10 protein-coding genes are annotated in these 17261 nt (G+C 47.9%); 4 read left to right on the top strand and 6 right to left on the bottom strand.

What is annotated here, in order from left to right:
• The first annotated feature begins 2 nt into the window (after positions 1-2).
• The 3 genes from HB364_RS02765 (at position 3) to HB364_RS02755 (ending at position 3352) form a co-directional block, all read left to right on the top strand.
• Positions 3-812 (top strand): helix-turn-helix transcriptional regulator, encoded by an 810-nt coding sequence (locus tag HB364_RS02765; RefSeq protein WP_167286366.1) that lies wholly within the window; start codon positions 3-5, stop codon positions 810-812.
• Between the two features lie 142 nt (positions 813-954).
• On the top strand, positions 955-1422 hold the full coding sequence (locus tag HB364_RS02760; RefSeq protein ID WP_167286365.1) for a DUF6265 family protein: 468 nt from the start codon (positions 955-957) through the stop codon (positions 1420-1422).
• A 304-nt stretch (positions 1423-1726) separates the two neighbouring features.
• Positions 1727-3352 carry a T9SS type A sorting domain-containing protein gene (locus tag HB364_RS02755; RefSeq protein ID WP_167286364.1) on the top strand — a complete coding sequence of 542 codons (1626 nt, stop codon included), beginning with the start codon at positions 1727-1729 and terminating at the stop codon, positions 3350-3352.
• Between the two features lie 113 nt (positions 3353-3465).
• Here the strand turns inward: HB364_RS02755 and HB364_RS02750 are convergent, their stop codons facing one another.
• From HB364_RS02750 to HB364_RS02730, 5 genes are all read right to left on the bottom strand, one after another.
• Entirely contained in the window at positions 3466-6933 is a 3468-nt protein-coding gene (locus HB364_RS02750; protein WP_167286363.1) for a T9SS type A sorting domain-containing protein, read from the bottom strand.
• A 238-nt stretch (positions 6934-7171) separates the two neighbouring features.
• Positions 7172-9574, bottom strand: coding sequence for a hypothetical protein (locus HB364_RS02745; protein ID WP_167286362.1), 2403 nt, complete (start codon positions 9572-9574; stop codon positions 7172-7174).
• A gap of 35 nt (positions 9575-9609) precedes the next feature.
• Entirely contained in the window at positions 9610-10758 is a 1149-nt protein-coding gene (locus HB364_RS02740) for a DUF4249 domain-containing protein (protein ID WP_167286361.1), read from the bottom strand.
• A gap of 11 nt (positions 10759-10769) precedes the next feature.
• On the bottom strand, positions 10770-13550 hold the full coding sequence (locus HB364_RS02735) for a TonB-dependent receptor (RefSeq protein ID WP_167286360.1): 2781 nt from the start codon (positions 13548-13550) through the stop codon (positions 10770-10772).
• A 1-nt stretch (position 13551) separates the two neighbouring features.
• The gene (locus tag HB364_RS02730) at positions 13552-14277 is read right to left on the bottom strand and encodes a hypothetical protein (RefSeq protein ID WP_167286359.1); all 726 of its coding nucleotides are present in this window, start codon (positions 14275-14277) and stop codon (positions 13552-13554) included.
• A 139-nt stretch (positions 14278-14416) separates the two neighbouring features.
• Here HB364_RS02730 and HB364_RS02725 point away from each other — a divergent pair, with 139 nt between their 5' ends.
• Complete coding sequence (locus tag HB364_RS02725; RefSeq protein ID WP_167286358.1) at positions 14417-15616, top strand: DUF5009 domain-containing protein; 1200 nt, start codon at positions 14417-14419, stop codon at positions 15614-15616.
• On the opposite strand, the gene HB364_RS02720 is transcribed toward HB364_RS02725, so the two are convergent.
• Positions 15613-17169, bottom strand: coding sequence for a M20/M25/M40 family metallo-hydrolase (locus tag HB364_RS02720; RefSeq protein WP_167286357.1), 1557 nt, complete (start codon positions 17167-17169; stop codon positions 15613-15615). The genes HB364_RS02725 and HB364_RS02720 overlap by 4 nt on opposite strands.
• Positions 17170-17261: the final 92 nt, after the last annotated feature.

The raw sequence follows: 17261 nt of genomic DNA, 5'->3' as shown, positions 1-17261 counted from the left end.
TCATGATCTTTAAAAGAATCCCTCCTCCTGCCGATCTCCAAAAGATCATAGACTGCTACTGGATCATTGAAAATGACGATCCCACCCCGCATCTGCAAAAGATCATTCCCGACGGTTTCTGCGAGATCATCTTTCATTACAAAGACCCTTACCGCATCTGCCTGACGGATATATGGGAACAACAGTCCATGCGCCTCGTAGCCGGGCAGATCAGTCGTTACTTCTTCCTGGAAAATACCGGTGCTGCAGGCATTATAGGCATCAAAGTACAACCTGCAACCCTTACCCACCTCTTCAACCTGGACATGCACCTGCTTACCGACAAAGTCCTTGACCTCCGGGAGGCGCTGGGCAACAGGCTGGATGCCCTGGAGCAGAACCTGCACAGTACCCATGATCATGACGAGGTCATCACCTTCCTCAATCAACACTTCCGGACAATACTGGTCAATGCCCGTTATGAGGAATCGCCTGCCGACAAAGCCGTCCGCCTCATCTTTGCACAAAAGGGAATGATCTCCGTGGCCGATATCACGGACAGCATCGGCGTCAGTGAGCGGCAACTGGAACGCCTGTTTAAAAAATACATTGGCCTATCGCCAAAATTCTTCACGCGCATCATCCGTTTCAGCACCATCTTTCAGCTTATTCAGCAGGAAGACCCGGGCTGGGCAGGTCTTGCGTATGAATCCGGCTTTTACGACCAGTCGCATTTCATCCGCAACTTCAAAGCCTTTACCGGCGAAGAACCCTCCCGCTACGGCTTTGATGAAAAGAACATGGCCAACTTCTTCCTGAAAAAGAAACCTTAACCCTTGTAATTTAACCGCTGGCCTTCAGCCTGTATTCTGCTCGCAGCTCGTAGCTCAGAGCTCGAAGCTTTCTTCCATGTCGGCTTTGTACAATCCCACGTCATCTTACCTCACTACATTCGCAATAAATTAAAGTATGGCCATGAAAAATACCCTTATTACCCTCTTATTAGCCGGATGTAGTTACGGCATGCAGGCACAGGATCTTGCCAAAGAAGCCACCGATAACTTTAATAAACTAAGCTGGCTGGCCGGTACCTGGAAGCGCACCAATGTAAAGGCAGGCCGCCAGGCGCATGAACGTTGGGAAAATGCCGGTGCGGGACAAATGAAAGGTGTGGGGGTTACGATGAAAGAGCAGGATACCTTGTTTGTTGAAAAGCTAAAGCTGGTCATAAAAGACAATGCAGTCTGGTATGTGGCCGATGTGCCGCACAACAAACAGGAAGTATACTTTAAGCTCACCGCCATCACGCCGGATGGATTCACCTGTGAAAACCCTGCGCATGACTTCCCGAAGAAAATAGTATACCAGCTCGAAGGCAACAAACTGAAAGCGACCATCTCCGGCGATGGTAAAGCGGTTGATTACCTGTTTGAGCGCCAATAGCACCTCTTCCCATCTCCGTTAGTTTTACTCTTATAATGGATATATTATCCGTATAGCGGATAATATATCCATATAACGGTTAGTAATCTGCTCCATTATCAAAATGAATGTTCCTACCTTTGATTTCAGCCTTTGAATTTGACCAACCTTCTTGAACTTCTTGTTGCCCTGTAAGCCCTTTTATTTTCATAATCGGCGGCATATACTTTCACCTGAGATCATAACTAATACAATACTATGCTATTGTATCAGGCTTCTAATCGTTCCAACGTAACCGATTAGCTTAACCTTTAAATATGTGCTTATGTCAAAAAGAAAATTTACCCTAAAAGAGAAAATCATTATTGCCTTAACCTTTTTTAGCTGCCTGATCATCATACTGGGCTTTACAGGCAAAAATGAAATAACAGCTACACACCCAACAATAGCTTTCTACGATGACCCCACAGATGATACAGATGGGGATGCTGTTCTTGATGGGACCGATGTAGATGATGATAATGATGGCCTTACCGACCTGTTGGAAAGCCCCACAGGACTTGATCCCCTGGGTGATGCCAATTCAAATACTGTACTCAATTACCAGGACAATACTATGACGGGATGGGTAGATGCCAATACTGATGGTATTGACGACCGTTATGATATGGACCGGGATGGCATTATCAACAGCTACGACTTGGATATGGATGGCGATGGTATTCCCGATGTAAGAGAGGCCGGTCTTACCGATATAGGTAATGATGCCCTTGTGGATGGCCCGATTGGCCCCGATGGCTGGAGCACCGTCGTAGCCGGTACGGTTGGTTTCGCGCCCGCGAATTCAGATGGGGATCCTATCCCCGATTTTCGGGACATTGATTCCGATAATGATGGCATTACCGACAATGTGGAAGGCCAGTTAACTAATCAGTACGTATTGCCCACAGGCACCGATACCGATGGTGATGGGATAGATAATGCTTATGATGCTGACGACAATGTATGGTATACCACCCAGGGAATCATGGCGGTGAACTTTCAGGGAGCAGTAGATCAGTTGGCAGATTATATTGATACAGATACAGATGATGATGGTAGTTTGGACATTGCTGAAGGGCATGACTACAACTTAAATGGAATTGCCGATGATGATATTGCACTTACAGGAACTGATACAGATGGTGATGGTCTTGATGATAAATTCGACCTGGATAACACAGGCCCCAATAGTAAGAACGAAGGCATGAATGGCTTAACGCCTCCCTTTGGTTTCGAGAACCCCCCGGCCGATCCGCCGGCCCCGCTGGGTGCACGCGGGCCTTTGCAGGAAACCATGGTTACTGACCAGGACCGAACCTGGAGAAACATCTTTGCAGGCATGTCGCTCTTGCCCGTAACGATTGTAAGATTCACCGCCGAAAAGGGGGAGGGTAACAGGATATCCCTCCACTGGCAGGTGGAAAATGAAACCGGTTTCAGGGAATATGTATTGGAAAGAAGTAGGGACGGCATCAACTTCACAGCCGTTGCCAACATACCCGGCAAGGGGGGGCTCCAGGCTTTCTATACCTATACAGATGACCTGGGGGGCGAAATGCCTGCCAAACTATACTACCGGCTTAAACAAGTGGACGCTAACAGCCGCTTTGTATACAGTCGTATCCTGCCTGTCACCCTCAAAAAGATAACAGGTATGACCATAAAAATAGCGCCTAACCCGGCTGGTGAAAACGTAACCCTGAACATCACATCAGATAGAAAACACCTGATTACTATTAACGTGATGGATAACCTGGGCCGGTTACTCATGGTGCAGCGGGTAAGCGTAGTGAAAGGCGATAACGTCATTCCGCTTTCAGGCGCTTATACGCTCCGGAATGGTTGCTATTCTGTTATCATTAATACCGGCGATGAAAAGCTAACGCAGCAACTCATCATACAGAAATAGTTTTTTTTAGGTCGGCGCATAGTAAGCAAATAAAGGGCTTCGCACAGGGAGCCCTTTAAAAAGTAAAAGCCTTTCCATTAACGGAAAGGCTTTTTGGTTTTCATATGTGAACCTTACTTTACAATGAGCTGTTGACTATAGCGTTCAGAGCGATCATTCACCACCACATGGTAAACACCAGGTGCAATACCTTCCAGTCCTATCACCTGTTTATCCGATACCTGTATGCTTTTTACAAGTATACCCCGCACATCATACAACTGAACAGTAGCCCTGGTTAATCCCGCCGGCAGGCTGATCCTGCATTGGCCCTGCGCAGGATTGGGATACACCCGCAGGCCTGCAACCTTCCCCTTCACCTCTACCGTTACCTGTTTGGAATATTCAAACCTGGTATTGTTGTCTACCTGCTTAACGCGGTAGGTTACACGGGCAGCAGTATTGGTTTTATCTGTAAAACTGTAATGATTACTGAGCAGGCTGCCTTTGGCTGCCAGGGTATCAAGTGAAACGAAACCAGTAGCCTCACCACGTTCCACTACAAAATAATGCGTATTCTGCTCTTCAGTAGTGCCCCATTCCAGCTTAATGCCTTCATTACTTTCTTTCGCAGTAAAATAAGCCCACTTTAAGGGTAAGGTGCTGGCGGTAGTAGCACTGCTGCTTAACTTATTCAGAATATTATAAACCGGCGCATCTGCACCATTATATTCAAAAATGGTGAAATGATAAGTCTTATTGGCATCAAGTCCGGTAACAGTTACTGAACTGCCGGTGTTTGAATACACCACAAACTCGCCCGGAGCGATCTGTACGCCATCTTTGAATTTGGGAGCAGCAACATACTTCGTCAGGTCGGCCGGAGTGACTGTAACATTACCGCCTTCCTTCATAACCACCAGCCGGCCTTTGCCGGGGCCATTCGTCCAGCTTATATCAATTGACTGACTGCCTGGCGTGGAAGCAACATCAGTAACGCCTGCTGCTGGTGTGCTGGCTGATGCTGCCTGGTAGGTCAGGGGAGTCATCAGGTAGCTGGTATTGGTCCCCGTTCCATTATACTCATACACGGCGAAATGATAAGTTGTATTGGGTAAAAGATTCGTAACCGGCGCAGCGCCGCTACTGCTGTTATAAACAATATATTGTCCGTCGCCCAGGTCAGTACCCTTGCTGAATTCAGCATTCTGTGTATAGGTGCTGCCGTTGGCCGGTGTAAAACTCACTGCAGCCCCTTGCCGCATCACTACCATCCGTTTTTCGCCGTTGCCTTCATCCCAGGCAAAGGTCAACTTATTGCCGTCTACCATGCTTAACCTTGGGTTTTGTCCTGCACTGGTAGGAGGTGGTATGCCTGCTGCTGCTGTTGTGAAACTATGCGTACCGCCCGGGGCCTTGTATACAGGCGCTGATGAGCCGTTAAATTCAAATACGGCAATATGGTATTGGGTATTGGGAGCAAGATCGGTAACTATAAAAGTGCTGGTCCCTCCTGTTCTGTAAACAATATAATTGCCGGTGCCTATCTCGGTGCTGGGAGTGCCGAAATGGATATTCGTATTGGAATAATACGTCAGGTCCTGGGGTGTAACATTCACCGGTGCGTTTGCCCGCATAATAAATATCCTGCCTGCTCCTGTTCCTGCAGCATAATTAATAGTGGCCTGGTTGGCTTGTATATTATTGGCAGTTACCGTAGCCTGTGAAACAGGGGCAACCACGGTAGAGGAACTGCCAGCCAGGAAACTGCTGAGCAAATAATCCGGACCAGCACCTGTTACATTGTATTCAAAAATAGCCAAATGATATACAGTGCCGATCTCAAGATTCTTTAAAGTAAACGCCCTTTCTTCTCCATCATGCACCACAAACTGGCCATCACCGGTGATAGGGCCTTCGCCAAAATCGTTATCAGGTGTATAGGTAGTACCATCTTGGGGAAATGCTGTTACTGCTGCTCCTTTACGGGCCACTACCAGTCGCCGGGTGCCATTACCACCGGTCCAGCTAATCCGGAAGGCGTTGCCTTCATGTGAACTGGGGCTAAAGCCGGTAGCCTTGGCGGTAGGCTCATTGGGAATAGTAACCTCGGCTGTTGCGCCAGGCCTTGCATACATAGGGGCATTATTACCGCTGAACTCAAATACAGCCGCATGATAAGTAACGCCGGGCGTAAGACCGGTAACAGTCAGCCCGGTTCCGGTCATTCCGTCTGACATAACATAATTGCCCGGTGTGATCTGGTATCCGGAACGGAAAGTAGCAGAGGCGTTTGAGTACCTGACGAGGTCAACAGGCGAAGCATCAACAGGGCTGCCTTCCTTCATTACCACCAGCCTTCTGCCACCACCCACACCAACATCGAACTTGATCATAGCAGAACTGCCGGTTATATTCTCAAAATGTGCATTCTTTGCCTGCGCGGTGGGAGTTGTAGCTGTACTGCCTCCTTTTTGCGAATAACTGCTGGTAAGATAATAAGGATAACCACTGCTGGTTACATCATAATCATATACCCGGAAATGATAGATCGTGCCTGGCTCAAGATGCGTAACCGTTCTGTCGTCACGAAGCGTATTGATCACAAACTGACTATCGGCAATGGCTTCTCCCTTGCCAAATTCGGTATTGGGTGTGTACGTACGGCCATTGACAGGTACAGCGGTTACCGCCTGCCCTTTGCGCACAATGATCAGTTGATGCATGCCATTACCTGGTCCAAAGTTTAACTGTAAACTATTGCCTTCAACACTGTAAAAAGTAATATTACCCGAAGCCTGCGTAGGTCCTGCATTGGTCAGTTGCTCCTTGGAAGTGCCTGGTGTCAGGTATACCGGATAGGAAGAACCATTAGCTTCAAAAATGGAGAAATAATAAGTGGTATTGGGCTCAAGTCCATATACAGTCGCCTCTGCGCCCGTTCCATCATACACTACATAATTATCGTTGTTGATCACATCCCCGGTGCCGAATGTGGTGATATGCCTGTATGCTTTGAAGTCCTGCGGCACGGCATTCACCGGGGCGCCCTTGCGCGCTATGATTGTTCGCTTGTCTCCATCCCCTTTCTGCCATTTCAGGGTTACCTTATTGCCGGCCACTACACTAAAAGTAATGCCCTGTGCTGGTTGGGTAGGCACCGCCTTCGTAACGATACTGTCATTCAAAGGAATGGTCAGGTATTCTGTACCAGTGCCGGTACCATTATAGTCAAACACACTTACATAATACCTGGTATTCGGTTTAAGGTTGGTAACTGTAACACTTACCCTGGAAGAGGAGGTGCTGTTGTTTTTGAGTACTACATACCCTTCGGCATTCGTAAATTCTGTATTGGGTGTTTCAAAAACCGCATTGGCAGTATAATCCACCTGGTTCACAGGCGATGCGGAGATATTCACCGCTTCCCTTACTACAACAATCCGGGAATTGCCATTTCCTTTATCGAAGGCAAAAGTGAATCTGTTGCCTTCCACGGACGTAAAACCACCATTGGTAGCTGGCAGGGTAGGCCCCGTAGCAAAAACCCCGAGGTAGCCCGCCAGTAACAGCATAATACTGAGCGTAAACTTTCTTTTCATAAATAGTTTAATTGAATGATTACAGACTGATAAATGTTTTCAGGGAGTGATACTGGAGGGGGGAACCAGCGCAAAGATGTAAACGAAAACACAGCCGGTTAAAGGGTTATTGCATGAATTGCAGGAACATCTGCCTGAATTGTGCAGGAATTGATAAAGCAGGTAAATAAAAAACCTGGCATGAATTGCCAGGTTCCGGGTATCTATTGTATAGAATGCAGGATCAACTGCAGGCTGGTTATTTTACTTCAAACTCAAAGGAATAGCTGCCCGCATGTCCATTACTGTCAATGCCTTGTAATATCGCTACATACTTCCCTTTCAGGTCCGAGGTGAAGAAACGGACCATCGCCTTGCCAGTGCTGTCTGTTTGTATGTCCGGCGACCAGTACAGCAAATTCCTGAAGTCGGGTAAGCGGCTGGCCACCTGTTCCGGTGTTTCATACACCGGCGCGTAAAATTCGCGTTGCAGTTGCAGACCGTCATAGTCCAGTATAACAGCCTTGGTGTCGAGCTGCAGCTCATCCAGGTCGCCATGATAAGTAGTGAAACTGATAATGCCATCATACGTGAAGTCACCGGAAACATACCGGTCGGTAACTACCTGCAACTGGCGCAGCTTTAAAGGATCATACGTCATTATCTTCTGGATACTTACCGGAACGCCGTCCAGCAATACCAGCGGGCTCGTCTTATAATGCCGCTCCGTTTCCCAGTTGAAAATATACAGTTGGAACTGTCCGTCGCTTTTTCTTACGGCAACATCCGGAACATATTCCCGCAAGATCTCTTCCGTAGTGGTAAACCGTACATAATCATCCATCAGGTACTTCTTATAACCATTTCCGAAAAAGGGCATCGTGTCTATCTGTGGTACAGTAAACTGGCTCAGCCGCTCACTGAAGTAGGCGTTTTGAACCTGCATATTAATGCTCCCTTCTGTAAGGGTTTGTTGAAGCCCGGGCGAGAGGGAGAGCGGGAAAGACGCATGGACTGTATACTTTTCTGAAAAAGGGCTTTGCACATCCATGGTATAATTGCTGTCTGTCAATGCTTCTGCCTGCAGGATGATCTCACCGGGGCCGTAATAATTCCGTACATCAAACCGCATAGCGCCATTATCACCACTGAGCATAGGATAGAATTGCAGTTTAGTGCCCGCTACCGATAAATAGGTTTTTGCGGCTGCAATAGGAGCGCCGGTACCGGAATGGGTGATCTTCCCGGTAATAAAATGCCCGTCAAACTCAGGAATATATTCAAAAGAAGCTGTCTTATTATTCAATACCTCCTTCCAGTCAAACCTCCTCCAGCCATGCACCAGCATCAGGTTGTCCAGCGCGGCCATCACTGCCGGGCTTTGTGCCGAAAAATAATATTCCGGCGATTCAATAGTTCCTTTCAGATCAGAGCTGAGCCACAGGTAGCTGAGGATACTACCGGGATCCTGTTGTGACATTGCGTCTACCCGGTACACAGATAAAGACAGGTCGGCGGGTACCCCTTTGCCGGCAGCAACGGCCGTGTTCAGTGAAAAGCTTACGGGCTTCCGGCTATCATATTGGGGTGCAACGCCCGACGCGCCAATGGAAAGGACCTGCTGCAGGGGCTTAAAATACAGGCGCTCACATACCGGCTGCCTGGTGTTGTTAAAAACAGTGAATTGGGAAATGCCCTCGCCCAGTTTATTTCTGTCAACCGTGAAATGTGCTACACCATTTACGATGGATTGCCTGGCGGCTACTTTGATCACCTGCCGGCTATGGGCAAACAAAAAGACCTCTTCTGCTCCTGCAGGCATATTGGAGCGCACACTGATCTGCAACTGTCCATTGGCTTCCTCCTGTAATTGCATTACATATCCCTGCTCATGAATAACCGGTAATGCACGGATAATTGTGCTGCCGTTATCAGCGGTGATCGTTGCTGTATAGCTGTCGCCTGCCACCGGGGTAAACAGGAAATGACCAATGCCAAATTGCTCCGGCTTGAATTGCAATACCACCTCATTGCGCTGGTTGCTGAGTGTACCGGTAAAACCAATCCCTTTGCCATATTGATCAGTAACCTGGAAAGCCACCTTACTGTTAATGCCTTTTACCAGATTGCCTCCTTCCGGGAAAAATTTGGCTGCAATGCGGTTACCGGTATCGGCCGTGGACGGGGGCAGAGGTTTCAGGGAGTTGACAATAGTGACAGGTTGTTCAAAAAAATAATCAGGCCCAAAATTTTTCATCCAGTTCGTATAGGCCCTTAACGTATACTGCCCCGTATTAATAGAAGACGGGATATAAAAAGAACCATTGCCATGACCCGTTTTCAATGCTACCTTAGCCTGCATCACCGGTTTATTGTCCTTATCCAGCAGCTCTGCATAAGCCACCTTGCTCAGGTCAAATGGCCTATGGAAACTGCCGTCAACATAATATACTTTGAACCATAATAGCTCACCGGCCAGGTAAAAGCGTTTATCTGTATGGACGTATACTTTTTCAGTCAAAGCCGTTTTCCGGTACTCGTCAAACCGGGTATGGATGGCCTGCGTAAAATCCTGGGCGGCTGTATCCATGCTGCCCAACAGCAGGCAGGCCATCAGTAATAGCCATCCTTGTTTTGTTATCATGCGTGATGTCGGAAGCATCATTATATTTTAAATTATACTCGTGTATACATTCATTAAGGCCAGAACGAAGGACGCACATTCGTACCGGTAAGCGTACAATCTACGCAGGTAGGTCCGGAACCCCTGTATGAAAGAATGTCTCCGAATGGCGTCATTTCCTCTACAGAGGTAGGCATCAGGTAACTGTAGGCAAGAATGCTGTCCAGGACATTCGGCACTATGAGTTCTGTGCAGCCGGTGCGGTATCCCCAGTTGTTCATTTCGCTGGCCCGGATAAAGATCCTCTTTTCCTGCTGGTCAGCTACATCTACAAAGCCGATCACGATCTCATTAGGGTTGTTCTTAGCATGTATATTGCCCACCAGCTCCGAAGGCTGTGCGTCGAACAAGGTGCCTGTTTGCTCCGTATTCTTCTTCATTCTTTGCAGGAAATCATACCCTTCCCTGCTTACAGCATATTGTTTTACTTTAATACTATATAGTACACTTAATTTCACGGATCCCCGTGGAATAAAATGAAGGGGAAGGTCAATACTGTCCCTGCTCAGCTTGGCCGATGAGCCAATGATCAGGTTGGTAGAGCTACCATGTTTCCAGCAGTAATACTTGCTCAGATCATGATTCTGGTTAGGAAACCTGTATTTGATGCCGGTAATCTCTCCGGGCCTGCCATACGCATATTCAAGCTGGGTGGTGAAAGCAGAATGGAACTCCCAGGTCTCTTCCCATTCCCAGCGGTAATACAGCGTCTTATTTAATGGGTCGTGGGTATTAATATACAACTGCAGATCGCCTGGCTGCTCCCAGCGGATACTGTCAATAGGCGGAGTTGGGATAACCCTGGAATAATCAGATACATACTCTTTGCCATCTGAGGTCTTAATATAAAGGCGGTACTTCACATTCCTGCTAAGGGATAACTGGGGATGGCTGTACAATCCCTGCGCTACCTCGGCCAGCGGATAACTGCTGTTGTCTTCCCCTTCTACCCGCACCAGGGCATTCCGCTCATTATTCATCCGCGCGCTGTCGGCCAGGTTTACCGTGCGCGACAGCCTGATATTGGTAGACCCTGTTCCACTATTAATAATGCCGTCCACGACCAGGTAGCCATTGACAGGCGCGGTGACAGGCGGATCAAATTGCTCCTTGCAACTCATCACCAGTAACACCACCACACAACTATAAAAAAGCTTTTTCATGCCCGTAATATTTAGAAACGAATATTGTAATTAACAAAAGGAATAATGCTTCCGAAAATGGAGAGCTTATAGCCATTCACACTTCCGTTCTCGGAAACGAAATACACAGAATAGGGATTCTTCCTGCCGGTTAAATTATACAATCCGAATGTCCATGAATTATGGGTCTTCTGTTTTACCTTATGATTGCCTTCCACGATCATGGCAAAATCAGTACGGAAATAATCAGGGATACGGTAAGCATTCCTGTCCGAATACAGTGCCCGCCAGGAACCGCCATAATAATAACGGCCAATCGGTAAAGTCACCGGGCGGCCGGTACTGTACGTGGCATTCAGGGAAATGCTGAAGCGGTGGGTGAACCGGTAATTGCTCACCATCGTTACATCATGTGGTTTATCGTAATTGGCCGGATAATATTCTCCGCGGTTAATAATCTCTCCGGAAGTGGGGTCATCCATCTGTAACTGTATGCGGGAGTAGGTATAACTGATCCAGCCATTCAGCTTACCATTCTGTTTCTTCACCATCAGTTCAAGTCCGTAGGCTCTTCCTTTGGTGCCTATCACATCTGTTTCAATGTGGTGGTTCATCACCAGGGATGCGCCGCTCTTATAATCCAGGTAGTCCTTAATACGTTTATAATACACCTCAACAGACGTCTCAATAGAGTTGGATTTAAAATTCTTGTACAGGCCAAAAGAAACCTGGTCGCCATGCTGCGGTTTAATATTGGGGTCGCTCAGCTTCCAGATATCAGTGGGCGAAATGGCGGTGGTATTGGACAGCATATGAATATACTGGCGCAGTGAATTATACCCCGCTTTTACAGAAAAACTGGGTGTAATACTATACCGTGCAGAAAGACGCCATTCAGGTCCGTGATACGTTTGTATCACATCTCCTTTTTTATAACTGTTAACTGCTACTACATTGTCGGGGTTCTTGGGAAGTCCGGAGGCGTACCTGTTAATTTCACCTGGTCCCAGGTAGTGGTACAGGGAATAACGTGCCCCGGCCTGTACGGAAAGCTCGGGTGTGATATTCCATTTCTCCGATAAATAGATCGCACTTTCCTGTGCCTGCTCCGCTGCCACTTTATTGGGAACGATCAGCGATTCCTTGCCTACAGGTTCGTAATTGCCCGGATGAAGCTTATACCGGATCGTGCTTACACCAAAATCAACCGTATGCTGGGGACTTTGGTACCAGGTAAAGTCAGCTTTAACAGTGAACTGATTAATATCAAATCCCAGTTTATAAGCATTCACCTTATTCTTCTCACTGGATATATGATAGGCATACCGGTCATATCCTGCGGTGAACACGCCGGTCACTTTATTCGAGAAAATATGCTTCCACTTAATGGATAGGTTATTATTGTTGTACCCGTACGTGGTATCGCTGTTCAGGTTAAAACGGTCCTTGCTGGTATAGCCGGTTATATACAGGTTATTGTTCTTGTTGAATTGATGACTGATATGCAGGTTCACATCATAAAAAGAGGCCTTGCTGTTCTCGTATTCATCGGGCAGCAGTTTCAGCAGCCAGCGTGCATAAGTGGTGCGTGCCCCCAGGATGAACGATGTTTTTTCCTGCTGGATAGGCCCTTCTATATTAATACGGCTGGTTAATAGCCCGATACCGGCAGTGCCGGTAAACTCTTTTTTATTACCCTCCCGGCTGGAAATATCCAGTACGGAAGATAAACGTCCGCCGTATTTGGCAGGAATGCTGCTCTTGTATAACTCCACATCCTTCACAATGTCCGGATTGAAAGCAGAGAAGAAGCCAAAGAAATGCGATGGATTATAAATCGTGGCATCATTAAAAAGTATCAGGTTCTGATCAGCGGCCCCACCCCGTACATTAAATCCTGTGCTGGCCTCGCCTACCGATTTTACGCCGGGCAGGGTAAGTACTGCCTTGATAATATCTGCTTCCCCAAAAGCCGTGGGTATCTGTTTAATAGCCCTGATTGTCAACCGTTCTGTTCCCATCTGCACATTGCGGATATTGGCCAGCTTCTGTGCCGAAACGATCACCTCTTTCAGCGAGGTCACACGCTCTTCCATATCAATGTCCAGTTTTCCACCGGTGTACAACAGTATCTGACGTTTCGTATCCTTCATGCCAATGCCCTGTATATTCAGTACATACCTTCCTTTAGGCATCGTAATGGAATAATAACCGTATTGATCAGTGGCGGCGCCGATGGAAGCGCCTTGCACAGCTACAGCAGCGCCCACGACTGGTTCCCCGGTCTTCATATTGCGTACATAGCCGGCTACTGTAACATTGCCCGGTGGCGGATTGCTGGTTTTGGCGCCTATCTCAAACAACTTATTTTCAATAGAAGCATCAGCGCGTACCTTCTTCTTGTCGCCATAATCCGGTATGCCTGCCTGTTCCCTGCGCACCGTATCTTTTATTGTCCTGGCAAAAAAGCCGTCCGGCAGGGCGGTTTTGATGGCTACGCCTTTAGTGAGTAATACATATTGCCTGTCGGCGAGGATCGTAAAACTAAAACCGGTATTGGAAAAAGTTTGCTCAAGTACCTGTTGAAGCGGCTGGTTGGTGGCTGCTACACTGATGCGGATACTGTCAAACTGAACGGGGTCATAAAAGAAATGGTAGCCTGTTTGTTGTTCCAGCTCCTGGACAATCACATCAATAGTCGTGTCCTTGAAGGCAACACTCACCCGTTTGGGATCAGCCTGCCGGGCTATTGCCTGGCCACAACAACACATCAATGCAAAAACCAGCAGGACAAGGAAAGGTGGTCGTCTCATATCAGTTTTTTAAGGAGTCGTAATGGGTAGCCGCTTGCAGAATGGTAGTCTCTTTATCTTTTCTGAACTTCAGTTTTTGATTCCTCAGGTATTGTTTTACCTCGCGGGCACGGTCTTTCAACAGGGAGAAGAGGGCCTTCTTTGTTCTTATAATATGGTAATTGCCGTCTTTATAAATATAGTAGTGATATTGTTCAACAAACTTTCTTTCCAGTTGCTCCCTGACTGTCTCTTCAATAAACTTGCTTCGGCGGGCCAGCACAGCAGAGGGGCCGGTATACAATTGATCATAAAAACCTGTTTCCAGGGGTGAACGGCCCAGGCTGTCCTGTTCGAAGCGAACAAAGTGGTGGTTCATGAGCGAAAAGGATGTTACCTTTTCGCTGAACAGGGCCAGGCGGTAAAAGCCATTGAAGTGCAGGATGATCACACGGTCTTTCACCATATCATACATCATCTTTACCGTATCATAGGCGATGCCATCATACACAATACTTCCCCGTTGCCAGGTGTTTTCCAGGAAATAAGGAATGCCCTCGATCTTCGGAGAATAACCTATGTATTCAATGCCATTATAGAGGCGCGATTGTTTGTCAATATAGTGATGGTAGGAGGCCACTGCATTGTGCAGGGCGGTGGCGGTGAAACTACTATCGGCAGTAGTATCCTGCGCGAAGGCTGCATAACCCCGGATAAGGAGGAAAATGGAAAGCAGTCGTTTGGCCATTAGTTTTAATATGATGATTGTTAGGTGGTTGAGGCCAATTTACATTATTTCCGTTGAGTCCTGACCGTTTTTTCGATAAGGGATCAATTTCAGGGATTAATTATTTTTAATGTATTTTTAGAGAACCCAACCCCCCGCAATGAAGTACAATACGTTAACTACACAGCGTATTCTTTCCATCGATGTATTGAGAGGTATCACCATCCTCGTTATGATCTTTGTTAATGACGTGGCAGGTGTATCCGGCATTCCCGCCTGGATGAAACACGTGCCTGCTGATGCAGATGCCATGACATTTGTAGACGTTGTGTTCCCGGCCTTCCTTTTTATAGTAGGCATGTCATTGCCATTTGCCCTCAACAATCGCCTCGCCAAAGGCGATTCCTTCTGGAAGCTACAGGCGCATATCTTGTGGCGAACGATTGGCCTGCTGGTGCTGGGTATTTTTATGGTTAATGCGGAAGGCGGTTACAATGAGGCGGCCATGGGCATGTCTATCCATCTATGGTCGCTGTTGTTTTATGCATGCGCCATCCTTGTTTGGAATGTGTATTATTTTAAACAAAGGACCTGGGGCTACCTGCTGCAGGCCATCGGGGCCGGCGGGTTATTATGGCTTGGGTTTATCTACAAAGGCGGAGAGGATGGTTCGAAAGGGCTTACGCCACAGTGGTGGGGCATTCTCGGGCTCATTGGCTGGGCTTACTTACTTAGTTGCATCATTTACCAGTTGGTACGTGGCAGTATCAGGGGATTGCTGTTCATGATCCTGGTTTGTGTGCTGTGGTACATCGCGGGGAAACAACCGGCTGCTGAACACAATGCTTTCCTGCAATGGATGGCCGGCCAGTCAGGGCACGCTTCCCATACCAGCATCGTGCTGAGCGGTATCGTATTGTCATTACTATTTTTCGAAAGGAAGAAGATAGAGACCAATACCCAGCGCTTCATGCAGGCCATTATACTGGTGGTGGTTACCGCCATTGCTGCCTGGCTGCTCAGGCCTTACTACGCTATCTCAAAAATACATGCCACCCCTTCCTGGTGTTTATATTGTGTGGCCATCTGTTCTGCCCTGTTCAGCTTTTTATATTGGCTCATTGATGTAAAGAAATACAGTAGCTGGACAGCCTTCTTTAAACCGGCTGCCTCCAATCCCCTGCTGGTTTATATACTGCCCTTCATTATATACCATGTGCAGGTATGGCTTGGTATATACTTCATGCCGGAAACTTTCCACCAGGGTTGGCTGGGAGTTGCCTGGTCGGCCTGCTATGCAATCATCATCATGGGCATAGCCATCGTGCTCAATAAACTAAAGATCAGGTTGCATCTCTAATTCACGCCGCCCTTGCGTGTTGCTTTAGTTGGTGTAGGCCATGCGCCGGGTTCACCCGTTCTGGGGTTCACCGGTAAAACGCTTTTCTCCCGCGAAGTTTTAACAGGATCCTCACTGGCCATATAAGCCAGGATAGCCGTCAGTATCGCATTGCTGCGCACATCATCAAATACGATCTTATCATACGTGTCGCGGTTGGTATGCCAGGTATAAGTGCCGTATGACCAACTGGTAGAACTTAAGGAGAAGGCAGGAGCGCCTGCGGCTACAAAGGAAGCAAAGTCCGATCCCCCACTACCTGGTGAGCCGGGAAACCTTGTTTCAATGGGTGTGCGGATATCAGCCGGTACCTTGGCCAGCCACCTGCCCAGGTACTCATAAGCATGCAGAAAGCCCTGGCCCGCTAAATTCACCACCCGGCCTGTGCCATTGTCCTGGTTAAACACTACCTGGATATTCTTTACGATCTCCGGGTGATCTTCCACAAAAGCCCTTGACCCATTGAGCCCTTGTTCTTCACTGCCCCAATGACCTACGAGGATCGTTCTTTTGGGATGGGGGTATACCTTCTTCAATAGGCGCATGGCCTCCATCATTGTTAAAGTGCCGGTGCCGTTATCGGTGGCGCCGGTGCCGCCATCCCAGGAATCAAAATGCGCAGACAGGATCACGTATTCATCCGGTTTCTCGGTCCCTTTGATCTCGGCAATAGTATTAAAGGTGGGGACCATGCCCAGCTCTTTGGAGTCGGCGCGTACACTGATCTTTGGCTTCGAGCCGTCTTCTACCAGCCTGTACAAAAGACCATAATCTTCCAGGGCAATATCAATCGTAGGGACCTTGGTGGTATAAGCGCCGAAGATCTTGTTCACACCAAAGCCGTTCGACCAGTTGCTCATCACCACACCCACTGCGCCTGCTTTTTCAAGTGCCGGTGGGAGTGTGCGGGCAGTATAACCTGTTTTGCTGATCCGGTTACGCCAGGCGTCTGTTTGCGCGGTACGTTCCTTTTTCATCTTCTCTACAGATTCCTTGGTGCCAAATTCATCCCAGTTATAATCGGGTCTGCCGGTGGGTTGGGCCATCGAGATCATGACGAACTTGCCTTTCACGGCCGGCAGCCATTGCTGAAAGGCAACAGAATCTGCCAGGTCGGGGATGATCACCAGCTCGGCCGTGATCGTTTTGCCTGCTGTAGAAGGGCTCCAGGCCAGTTGCATTCCTTCCAGCGATTTCACCCGGGGATATACCATATCTATATGGGTGATGCCTCTTTCCCAGCCGCGCCATTCGCCCCATTGTTCGCTCCTGGCGGTGATGCCCCAGCTTTGGTATTTGGCTATGGCCCAGTCATTGGCCTGCTTCATCTGGGGCGTGCCCACCAGCCGCGGACCTATTCCGTCCAGTAATTCATGCGCCAGCTTTTGCAGTCGGGAATTATTGGTTGCCTCATCCACAATGCTTTTAACGATCAGGGAGTCTGTCGTTTGGGAAAAGGTGGCGTTGCCTGCCAGTAATAAAGCAAGGGCAAGGATCGTGGTATGTCTTCTCATAATGAACGATTGGGTTGTACTTAATGCACCGAAAGTATTAAGGAATGCATTAAATACAACCCCGTTCATAATTAAAATTTCATAGGCGCCTG

It is taken from the genome of Paraflavitalea devenefica (genome assembly GCF_011759375.1).
Lineage (GTDB): Bacteria > Bacteroidota > Bacteroidia > Chitinophagales > Chitinophagaceae > Paraflavitalea > Paraflavitalea devenefica.
Note: the sequence above shows the minus strand (reverse complement) of the source record. Positions and strands in the feature narration are given on the sequence as shown.